10 protein-coding genes are annotated in these 10,886 nt (G+C 65.8%); 9 read left to right on the top strand and 1 reads right to left on the bottom strand.

The features are described 5' to 3' along the window. Positions 1–1,129, bottom strand: a 1,129-nt coding sequence (locus D4765_RS16480; RefSeq protein ID WP_136643408.1) for an aminotransferase-like domain-containing protein, incomplete at its 3' end; no start/stop codon positions are given. 104 nt (positions 1,130–1,233) lie between these two features. Between D4765_RS16480 and D4765_RS16475 the strand changes: the two genes are divergently transcribed. The 9 genes from D4765_RS16475 to D4765_RS16435 all read left to right on the top strand — a co-directional run bounded on the left by D4765_RS16475 (position 1,234) and on the right by D4765_RS16435 (position 10,864). Next, positions 1,234–2,082 (top strand): nitrilase-related carbon-nitrogen hydrolase, encoded by an 849-nt coding sequence (locus D4765_RS16475; protein ID WP_136643407.1) that lies wholly within the window; start codon positions 1,234–1,236, stop codon positions 2,080–2,082. A 27-nt stretch (positions 2,083–2,109) separates the two neighbouring features. Then, entirely contained in the window at positions 2,110–3,549 is a 1,440-nt protein-coding gene (gene hydA, locus D4765_RS16470) for a dihydropyrimidinase (RefSeq protein WP_136643406.1), read from the top strand. A gap of 13 nt (positions 3,550–3,562) precedes the next feature. Beyond that, positions 3,563–4,579 carry a TIGR03842 family LLM class F420-dependent oxidoreductase gene (locus D4765_RS16465; RefSeq protein WP_136643405.1) on the top strand — a complete coding sequence of 339 codons (1,017 nt, stop codon included), beginning with the start codon at positions 3,563–3,565 and terminating at the stop codon, positions 4,577–4,579. After that, positions 4,576–5,457 carry an ABC transporter permease gene (locus D4765_RS16460; RefSeq protein ID WP_136643404.1) on the top strand — a complete coding sequence of 294 codons (882 nt, stop codon included), beginning with the start codon at positions 4,576–4,578 and terminating at the stop codon, positions 5,455–5,457. Before D4765_RS16465 ends, D4765_RS16460 begins: the two co-directional genes overlap by 4 nt. Next, complete coding sequence (locus D4765_RS16455) at positions 5,454–6,305, top strand: ABC transporter ATP-binding protein (protein WP_201799354.1); 852 nt, start codon at positions 5,454–5,456, stop codon at positions 6,303–6,305. Before D4765_RS16460 ends, D4765_RS16455 begins: the two co-directional genes overlap by 4 nt. Positions 6,306–6,313: 8 nt before the next feature. Next, positions 6,314–7,189: an ABC transporter permease gene (locus D4765_RS16450; RefSeq protein ID WP_136643403.1), complete on the top strand. Its 876-nt coding sequence runs from the start codon at positions 6,314–6,316 to the stop codon at positions 7,187–7,189. A gap of 45 nt (positions 7,190–7,234) precedes the next feature. Continuing rightward, positions 7,235–8,410, top strand: coding sequence for an ABC transporter substrate-binding protein (locus tag D4765_RS16445; RefSeq protein ID WP_136643402.1), 1,176 nt, complete (start codon positions 7,235–7,237; stop codon positions 8,408–8,410). A gap of 63 nt (positions 8,411–8,473) precedes the next feature. Next, positions 8,474–9,841 (top strand): aspartate aminotransferase family protein, encoded by a 1,368-nt coding sequence (locus tag D4765_RS16440; protein WP_136643401.1) that lies wholly within the window; start codon positions 8,474–8,476, stop codon positions 9,839–9,841. Between the two features lie 78 nt (positions 9,842–9,919). Further along, positions 9,920–10,864, top strand: coding sequence for a LysR family transcriptional regulator (locus tag D4765_RS16435; RefSeq protein WP_136643400.1), 945 nt, complete (start codon positions 9,920–9,922; stop codon positions 10,862–10,864). The last annotated feature ends 22 nt before the right edge of the window (positions 10,865–10,886 follow it).

Genomic DNA, 10,886 nt, shown 5'->3' with positions numbered 1-10,886 from the left:
CGCCCATGTCGACCCCCCGCCGCCCCAGCGCCTCGGCCAGAGCCCGCTGCCGCTCCCGGTACGTCGCACGCGCGGCCGCCACCTCGGCCACCGATGCGGGTGCGCTGAGAAGTTCGTACAGAATGGTCTGCAGCATGCGGGAGGTCCACCCCGGCCCGAGCATCCGGCGTGCCACGATGCGATCGATCAGCTCGGTCGGCCCCGCGAGCGCGCCGATGCGCAGGTCGGGGCCGTGCGACTTGGCAAAGCTTCGAATGTGCAGCGTGCGATGCGGCAGCCACGTGCCGAGGCTGACCGCCGGCACCGAACTGATCTCGCCCGAATGGTCGTCTTCGATGATCACCGGGTCGGTGAGGTGCGAGTGCGCCTTCAGCTCCCGCACGAGTTCTCGCGCCCTCTCCGCGGTCATCGAGGCTCCGGTGGGGTTGTGCGCGCGGGTCTGCAGAATGATCGCTGCCGGGTTTGTGCGAAGGGCCGCCGCGAACCGGTCGGGCCGCATGCCGTGCCGGTCGATGGGTACAGCCACTCGTTCGGCGCCGAACTGCTCGAGCAGATCGAAGAACGGCGGGAACGACGGATCTTCGACGATCACCCTGTCGCCATACCGAACCACCGCATCGAGGGAACGCGACAGGGCGTCGAGCGCTCCGTCGACGATGGTCAGCGATTCTGGGTGGTAGGGCCAGGATGCCCGCAGTAGGCGTTCGAGTTCAGGAAGCACCCTCGAGGTGAGGTAGCTCGAGGTGTCGGCACGCGTCGATACCCGTGAGATGGCGGCCGCGAGCCCGGGCAGCAGTTCTGGGTCTGGTGTTCCGGTCGAGAGGTCGAGCCGGGCTTCGACATGGGATCCGGCCAGCCCCGCGAAGTGCGCCGGCATCCACGTGGTGCTGGCGTGCAGCACAAAGCTGCCGGCCCGCCCACGCGAGGTGATCAGCCCCACGCCGGCCAGCGCCTGCCAGGCTTTCGATACAGTGGCCGGGCTGACCCTGAGCTCGGCGGCAAGAGCACGAACAGTGGGCAGACGGTCTCCGGATGCGATGGCGCCGCTACGAATGAGGCGGGAGAATGCGGCGGCGATGCCCTCGGGAGTGCGGTTCTCCTCCACAGCCCGGGCGATCAGCTCGATCATCCACACCTCTTGACTTATTTACTCTGGCGTCACACGCTGAAACACGAGAGAAATGTTCACAGCAAATAATAACAAAACCGGCTTCGAAAGGAACACGCGAAACTATGACGGTCATTCGAGCGGCAATCACGCAGACAACGTGGACGGGCGACAAAGAATCCATGCTGGCCAAGCACGAGCAGTTCGCCCGTGATGCGGCTGCAGACGGCGCCCAGGTCATCTGCTTTCAGGAACTCTTCTACGGGCCCTACTTCGGCATCACCGAAGACGCCAAGTACTACGCCTACGCCGAGGCGGCCGACGGCCCCATCGTGCAGCGGTTCGCGGCACTGGCGAAAGAGTTGAACCTCGTGATGGTGCTGCCCATCTACGAAGAAGACATGCCCGGCGTGTACTACAACACGGCCGTCGTGGTCGACGCCGACGGCACCATTCTCGGCAAGTACCGAAAGCACCACATTCCGCACCTCGACAAGTTCTGGGAGAAGTTCTACTTCCGCCCCGGCAACCTCGGCTACCCGGTCTTCAAGACCGCAGTCGGGCCCATCGGTGTCTACATCTGCTACGACCGACACTTCCCCGAGGGCTGGCGTGAGCTCGGCCTGAACGGTGCCCAGATCGTGTTCAACCCGAACGCCACCAAGCCCGGGCTCTCGAACCGCCTGTGGGAGATCGAGCAGCCCGCTGCCGCCGGCGCGAACGGCTACTTCGTGGCCGCGCCGAACCGGGTGGGCCGCGAAGACAACGAATACGGCGACCTGGCCGTCACGTTCTATGGCAACAGCCAGTTCGTCGATCCCCAGGGCAACATCATCGGCGGGTACGGCAGCGGCGAGCACGAAGAGATCGTCATCCGTGACCTCGACCTCGACATGATTCGCCAGGTTCGCGACAATTGGCAGTTCTACCGTGACCGCCGCCCGGAGTCGTACACGTCGATTCCCAAGCCGTAGCCACGACCTTCTGCGAAGGAGCAGCGAATGAAGACCCTCATCACGAACGGAACGGTCGTCAACGCGACCGGTACGGCAGAGGCCGATGTACTGATCAACGGCGAGACGATCGCCGCCGTTCTGGCCCCGGGCTCAGCCCTCCTGGGTTTTGACGTGGCATCGAACGTCGACCGTGTGATCGACGCGCGGGGCAAGTACGTCATCCCCGGCGGCATCGACGCACACACGCACATGGAGATGCCCTTCGGTGGCACGTTCGCGAGCGACACCTTCGAGACGGGCACCAGGGCCGCTGCGTGGGGCGGTACGACCAGCATCGTCGACTTCGTCGTGCAGTACGCCGGCGAGAACGTGCTCGACCAGTACGCGCTCTGGCACCAGAAAGCGGCCGGCAATTGCGCGGTCGATTACGGGTTCCACCAGATTCTCAGCGATGTGCAGGATTCGTCTCTCACGGCGATGGACGAACTGCTGAACGAGGGTGTCAGCTCGTTCAAACTGTTCATGGCCTACAAGGGCGTCTTTCTCAGCGACGACGGCCAGATCGTGAAGGCCATGCAGCGCGCCAGCGAGAATGGCAGCCTCATGATGATGCATGCCGAGAACGGCAGCGTCATCGACCTCCTGGTGCAGCAGGCCATCGAGCGTGGTGACACCTCGCCCTACTTCCACGGCACCACCCGTCCGTGGCAGACCGAGGAGGAGGCCACGCACCGCGCCATCATGCTGGCGAACCTCACGGGCGCGCCGCTGTACATCGTGCACGTCAGCGCGAAGCAGGCCGTCGAGCAGATCGCGCTGGCCCGCGACCGGGGCCAGAACGTGTTCGCCGAGACCTGCCCGCAGTACTTGTACCTGTCGCTCGAAGAGCAGCTCGGGGCATCCAGCAACCAGTGGGGTGACTTCGAGGGTGCCAAATGGGTGTGTTCGACTCCCTTGCGCTCGCGGGCGGAGGGGCACCAGCACCACATGTGGCAGGGCCTTCGCACGAACGACCTGCAGGTCATCTCGACCGATCACTGCCCCTTCTGCATGAAGGGCCAGAAAGACATGGGAATCGGCAACTTCTCGAAGATCCCCAACGGCATCGGCTCCGTGGAGCACCGCATGGATCTCATCTACCAGGGTGTCGTCATGGGGGAGATCTCGCTGCCGCGCTGGGTCGAGCTCACGTCGACCACCCCGGCCCGCATGTTCGGCATGTACGGCAAGAAGGGTGTCATCCAGCCGGGCGCCGATGGCGACGTGGTCGTCTACGACCCGAACGGGCACACCTCCATCGGAATCGGTGAGGGCCGCACACACCACATGAACATGGACTACTCGGCCTGGGAGGGTTTTGAGATCGACGGGCACGTCGACACCGTCATCTCCCGCGGAAAAGTCATCGTCGACGGCAACCAGTACCTCGGTTCGAAAACCGACGGCAAGTACTTCAAGCGCGGCCTGTCGCAGTACCTGATCTAGGAGAAAGCACCACATGGAATTCGGAGCAGTACTCCAGACCCACCCGCCGGCGTCGCGCACCCTTGCGCTCGCGAAACTGGCCGAGCAGCACGGCTTCGACTACGCGTGGACCTTCGACTCGCACCTGCTCTGGCAGGAGCCCTACGTCATCTACAGCCAGATTCTCAACGAGACCCACCGCATCAAGGTGGGCCCCATGGTGACGAACCCGGCGACCCGCGACTGGACGGTCACGGCCTCCATCTTCGCCACCCTCAACGAGATGTACGGCAACCGCACCATCTGCGGCATCGGTCGTGGCGACTCGGCCGTCAGAACCACGAATGGTGCGCCCACCACGCTGAAGACCCTGCGCGAGTCGATCCACGTCATCCGCGAGCTCGCCAACAGTCGCTCGGTCGAGTACAACGGCGCCACCGTGCAGTTCCCGTGGAGCCGCGGCTCCGAACTCGAGGTATGGGTTGCCGCCTATGGCCCGCTCGCCCTGAAGCTCGCGGGCGAGGTGGGTGACGGCTTCATCCTGCAGCTCGCCGACCTCGACATCGCCGAGTGGATGATCAAGACCGTTCGCGATGCGGCTGAAAAAGCCGGTCGTGACCCGATGTCGATCAAGTTCTGCGTGGCGGCGCCCATGTACATCGGCGATGACTGGGAGCACATGCGCGACCAGTGCCGCTGGTTCGGCGGAATGGTCGGCAACCACGTCGCCGACATCGTCGCCAAGTACGGAACCGATTCGTCGGTACCGGCCGCCCTCACCGACTACATCAAAGCTCGCGAAGGCTACGACTACAACGAGCACGGCCTCGCAGGCAACTCGCACGCGGCCTTCGTGCCCGACGAGATCGTCGACCGGTTCTGCCTGCTCGGCACTGCCGAGCAGCACATCGAGAAGCTGAAGGCGCTGAAAGAGCTCGGCGTCGACCAGTTCGCCGGCTATCTGCAACACGACAACAAAGAAGAAACCCTGCGGGTCTACGGCGAGGCCGTCATTCCCGCTCTGCGAGAGCACATCACGGCCACCGCATGACGAGACCGGGGGTTCGATTCAGCGCGGTGCTGTGGGGGCTGGCCGGGTTGGTGCTGCTTGCTGTGCTCTGGGAGGGGTACAAAGCGGTCGGGCCGGTCACGGGCGTTCAATTCTTCGGTCAGAGCATTCTGCCCAAGACCGACGACCGCTCGATGCCGCACCTCGTCGACATGGTCACGCGGGCGCTGCAGCCGGTGAATTCCGCGGTCGGTTCCCCTCCCGTGTGGGTGTCGGTGATCGGGGCGGCGCTGAACAGCCTCGGTGTGGCGGCCGTCGGCTGGGTCGCCGGTTCTGTCGTCGGTTTTCTCCTCGCACTGCTGATGCAGCGGCTCCGCGTCGCCGAGCGAGCGGTTCTGCCCTGGCTCATCCTCAGCCAGACGGTGCCTCTCATCGCCCTGGCGCCCGTGATCGTCGCCTGGGGTGGCAAGATCCAGATCGGTGCGTTCTCGTGGGACAGATGGATGTCGGTGGCCGTCATCGCCTCCTACCTGGCCTTCTTCCCGGTGGCGGTCGGCGCGCTCCGCGGGTTGCAGTCGCCAGACGCCATCCATCTCGAACTCATGCGCACCTACAACGCCGGGTGGTTCAAGACCCTGCTGCGCCTGCGTCTGCCCGCGAGCGTTCCGTACCTCATCCCCGCACTGCGGCTGGGGGCAGCGAGCGCCATCGTCGGCACGGTGGTGGCCGAGGTCTCCACGGGCTACAAAGGCGGCATCGGGCGCATGATCATCGAATTCGCGCAGTCGGGTACGTCAGACCCGGCAAAGGCCTACGCGCCCATCGCGGGAGCAGTCATCCTCGGGCTCGTCTCGGCAGGCCTCGTGGCCCTCGTGGGGCTCGCCCTCAAACGGTTCAATCGACAGGAGGCGGCATCGTGACGACGCCCGTTCAGACCCCCGCGACCGGTGCGGCCCACGCCGCCAGTGTGGCCGCTATCTCGGTGCGTTCGGCCGGCAAAGTCTTCCAGGTCGCCAAAGGTGCCGAGGTGCGAGCACTCGACGACGTGTCGCTCACTGTGGCACCGGGGGAGTTCGTGTCCCTGATCGGCCCCTCTGGGTGCGGCAAAAGCACGTTGCTGCGGCTGATCGCCGATCTCGACGAAGCGACCAGCGGTGAGATCCTGGTGTTCGGCAAGACCGCGCGTCAGGCCCGCATCGACCAGGAGTACGGCATCGCCTTCCAGAGCGCGGGCCTGCTGCCGTGGCGTTCAGTCCAGGCCAACATCGAGCTGCCGCTCGAGTTGCACGGTGTCGGCAAGACCGAGCGCTCGGCACGTGCCGAAGAGCTCATCGAACTCGTGGGGCTCACCGATTTTCGCTCGCGCTTCCCCGACCAACTCTCGGGGGGTATGCAGCAGCGCGTGGCCATTGCGCGGTCGCTGGCCGAACGACCCAAGCTCCTGCTGATGGATGAGCCGTTCGGCGCCCTCGACGAAATGACCCGGGAGCGAATGCAGCAGGAGCTTGTGCGTATCTGTTCGGAGACGGGCGCCGCCGTCGTATTCGTGACGCATTCGATTCCCGAAGCCGTCTTCCTCTCCGACCGCGTGGTGGTCATGTCGCCCCGGCCCGGCCGCATCGTGGGGATCGTCGACATCGATCTCGGGCCCGGCACCCAGCGCAGCGAGGGGCTCCGGGAGAACTCGGCGTTCTTCGAGGGGGTGACGGCCGTGCGCGAGGCGTTGCACGGCAGCCCGGCGGCGCCGATGGGAGTCGAGCTGCGATGAGCGAAGGGATGCGCGGGCCTGGTGTGGCCGAGCGGGGGAACGGGCATCCGGAGCCCGCTGCCGGTGCTGCTGCCGGTGCCGGTGTGCCTGCCGGTGTCTCAGCCGCTGCGGTGCGTGGCCCTGGTCGGGGCCGCGCGCTCGTTCGCTCGGTGCTGCCGCCACTCGTGCTGGGTGTCGCCTTCCTGCTTCTCTGGCAGTTGGTCGTTGCGGTGTTCGATATCAAGCCGTACCTGCTGCCGAGCCCCACTGACATCGCCGGTCAAGTCGTGGCGGTGTTTGCCCTGCTTCTCTCGTCGATGCTCGCGACCGGGCTGAACGCGTTGATCGGGCTCGTGGTGGGCGGTGTGCTCGCAGTGCTGCTGGCGCTCGTCGCTTCGCGGCTGCGGGTGTTCGATCGCATGATCGTGCCGCTGGTCGCGGGCCTTGCCGTGGTGCCGATCGTGGCGCTGGCACCGATTCTGAACACGATGTTCGGCTCCACCTCCGACACCCCGCGGCGGGTGGTGGTGATGATCGTGGTGTTCGCCCCGATTTTCATCAACACCCTGCGAGGGCTTCGCCAAGTGCGGCCCGTGCACCGAGACCTGATGCGGGCGTACGCGGCGAGCAGCTGGCAGTTGACCCGCACCGTCACGCTGCCGGGGGCGGTGCCGTTCATCTTCACCGGGCTCCGTATTGCATCGTCGCTGGCCGTCATCTCGGCGATCGTGGCCGAATACTTCGGCGGGCTGCAGAACGGTCTCGGCTCCCGCATCACGTCTGCGGCGGCGAACAGTGCCTACCCCCGGGCATGGGCGTACGTGTTCGGTGCCATTATTCTCGGCCTCGTCTTCTATGGCGTCACCCTGCTGCTCGAACGGTTCGCTTCCCGGCGACGCTCCTGAGTTCACCCCGTTGCACCCCTGCACCACTCATTGATGGAGGAAATGATGAAACACAGCAAACGCATCGCCCTCGGCGTGGCCGCCATCGCGGCGTCGGCAGCTCTCGCCCTGTCGGGCTGCTCGAGTTCGTCGAGCACGAGTACGGCCACGAGCGGCAACAGCGGCAACCCCAGCGTCACCGGGGGTGCCCTCATCCCCGTGAAACTGCAACTGCAGTGGTTCACCCAGGCGCAGTTCGCCGGCTACTATGCCGCGCTCGACCAGGGCTATTTCACAGACGAGGGTCTCGACGTGAGCATCATCGAGGGTGGCACCGACATCGTGCCGCAGACCCAGCTCGCAGACGGTTCGGTCGACTATGCGGTGGCCTGGGTTCCGAAGGCGCTCGCCTCGCGTGAGCAGGGCGCCGGTATCACTGACGTCGCCCAGATCTTCCAGAAGTCGGGCACCCTGCAGGTGTCGATGGCAGCGAAGAACATCAAGACCGCGGCCGACCTCAAGGGCAAGATCGTGGGCAACTGGGGCTTCGGCAATGAGTTCGAGATGTTCGCCGGCATCACGAAGGCCGGGCTCAACCCGGCCACCGACGTGCAGCTCGTGCAGCAGGCGTTCGACGAGTCGGGCCTTCTCGACGGGTCGATCGACGCGGCTCAGGCCGAGACCTACAACGAATACGCACAGATTCTCGAGACCACGAACCCGGCAACGGGCAAGCTGTACCAGCCGAGCGACCTCAACGTCATCGACTGGAACACCGAAGGCACCGCGATGCTGCAGGATGCGATCTGGGCCAACACCGACAAGCTGAAGAACGACACCACCTATCAAGACACGACGGTCAAGTTCCTCACCGCCGCCCTGAAGGGCTGGATCTACGCCCGCGACAACCCCCAGAAGGCCAGCGACATCGTCGTTGCCAAGGGGTCGCAGCTCGGCGCGAGCCACCAGCTCTGGCAGACCAACGAGGTCAACAAGCTGATCTGGCCGTCGTCGGCGGGTATCGGTATCGTCAGCGACGCGGCCTGGAAGCAGACCGTCGGCGTGGCCATGAGCGCCAAGAACCTCGAAGGAAGCACGGTGATCACCAAGGCGCCCGACTCCGATGCCTACACGAACACCTATGTGCAGAAGGCTCTCGACGCCCTGAAATCACAGGGTGTCGACGTGACAGGCTCCTCGTTCACCCCTCTCACCGTCACCCTTACTGAGGGCGGCAAATAAGAGAGCGCAGCGCGAGAATAGTACCCAGGGCTCGGTCATCCGTGAGCCTCAGTAGGCTTCCGGATGACCGAGCTCACCCACTCGAAACAGAAAGCACCACCCGTGAATCTCAGCCCCGATGACGGCCAGCTCGCCTACGAACTCGACCGTGCGCACGTCTTCCACTCCTGGTCGGCCCAGGCCGCACTCACACCCATGGTCATCGCCGGCGGCCTCGGCAGCACGGTGTGGGACTTCGACGGCAACACCTACCTCGACTTCTCCAGCCAGCTCGTCAACGTCAACATCGGCCACCAGCATCCGGCCGTCGTTGCAGCGATTCACACGCAGGCCGACATTCTCACCACCATCGCGCCCGCCCACGCGAACCTGGCCCGTGGCCAAGCGGCCCAGCGCATCCTCGAGCGTGCGGGCGACGAGTTCAGCAAGGTCTTTTTCACCAATGGGGGAGCCGACGCGAACGAGAACGCCATGCGCATGGCGCGGCTCTACACCGGGCGCGACAAGGTGCTCTCGATGTACCGCTCGTACCACGGCAACACAGGGTCTGCCGTGGCCGCGACCGGTGACTGGCGCCGCGTGCCCAACGAGTATGCCCGTGCACACGTGCACTTCTTCGGTCCGTTCGCGTACCGCTCGGAGTTCTGGGCGACCACGCCAGAAGAAGAGTCGGCGCGCGCACTGCACCATCTCGAGCGGGTCATCCAGGCAGAGGGGGCGAACTCGATCGCGGCCATACTCATCGAGACGATCCCCGGCACCGCGGGCATCCTCGTGCCCCCACCCGGCTACCTCGCCGGGGTTCGCGCGCTCGCCGACACATACGGCATCGTGCTCATCTTCGACGAGGTCATGTGCGGGTTCGGCCGCACGGGCGGGTGGTTCGCGTTCCAGTCGCTGGGGCTCGTCGACGAGCCCGTGGTGCCCGATCTGATCACCTTCGCCAAGGGAGTGAACTCGGGTTACGTGCCGGTGGGCGGGGTCATCATTCCGCCGTTCATCGCCGAAGTCTTCGACGAGACCGTGTTTCCCGGCGGGTTGACGTACTCGGGGCATCCGCTCGCCATGGCGTCGATCATCGGCGCCCTCGATGCGATGGAGAACGAGGGCATCGTCGACAACGCTGCGCGGGTGGGCAGCGAGCTGCTCGAGCCGGGCCTTCACGCCCTGGCCGCGAAGTACCCGGTCATCGGCGAGGTGCGTGGCCTCGGAGTGTTCTGGGCTCTCGATCTCGTGGCCGACCCCACGACCCGCGAACCTCTCTCGCCGACCCTCGTGGGCGCGTTGAAGGCGAAACTGCTGTCGCTTGGCATGCTGCCGTTCTTTGCCGACAACAGGCTGCACGTGGTGCCGCCGTGCGTCGTCACCGACGACGAGGTTGCCCGCGGGCTCGCCATCTACGATGAGGCGTTCGCCAGCCTCGACGTCTGATCAGCCCCGCCCCGCCCAGCCCCAGGCGTCGCTGTCGCGGCGCTGCACAATTCGGCCCCGACCCGGTAGCGTCAATACATGGATGTTCGCCGACTCGAACTGCTGCGCGAACTCGCCGAGCGCGGCAGCATCACCGAGGTCGCCCGCGCCACCCACCGCACCCCCTCCGCCGTCTCGCAGCAGCTGAGGGTGCTCGAGCGCGAAGCCGGCCTTCCCCTCACCGAGAAGGCCGGCCGCGGAATCGTGCTCACCGACGCCGGCCGCGCCCTCGCCCGTAGCGCCGCCGACGTCGCCGTTGCCCTCGAACGAGCCGATGCGCTCTGGGACGAGTTTCGCCACGACCCCACCGGCGAGGTGTCACTGGCCACCTTTCCCACCGGCGGCCAGATGATCCTCCCCGGAGTGCTGCACCGGCTGGCCCAGCAGACGGGCCTCACCCTGCACGCGAGCGACCGAGACCCTGCCTCCGAAGCCTTCCCTGACCTCACGAACGACTTCGACATCGTCATCGCCCACGCGCCGACCCGCCCTCCGTCGCTCTGGCAGTCGCGGGGCCTGCGAATAGTTCACCTGATCACCGAGCCTCTCGACGTGGCGCTTCCCCCCGGGCATCCACTGGCCGCGCAAGCGAGCGTCACCCCTGCCGACCTCATCGGTGAGCAGTGGATCGGCGTGCCCTGGGGCTACCCCTTCGAGCGCACGCTCTACGACATCTCAGCGGCCGCAGGAGCCCCCGTGAACATCGTTCAGCGCTTCGCCGACACTCGAGTGACCGAAGCGCTGGTCTCGGCCGGTCTCGGCATCGCCATCCTTCCCCGCTACACCGCCGGCGGCGCCTACCTCACCAGCGCGGCCATGTCTCAGCGCATCTCACTCACGCCCCTGGCCGGTGTGACCGCCGAGCGCCACATCTACGCACTCATGCGCCCCGACAGGGCTGAACGGCTTGCCGTTCGTACGGTTCTGGATGCCCTGCAGGCCGAATCCGTCGCAATCCGCGAAGCAAACCCCACGACCGCCTGAACCGCCCCGAATACCGGGTAAA

The sequence above is a fragment of the Subtercola vilae genome (genome assembly GCF_004923255.1).
GTDB lineage: Bacteria > Actinomycetota > Actinomycetes > Actinomycetales > Microbacteriaceae > Subtercola > Subtercola vilae.
The sequence above is the reverse complement of the archived record's forward strand: the minus strand, read 5'-3'. Positions and strand labels throughout refer to the sequence as shown.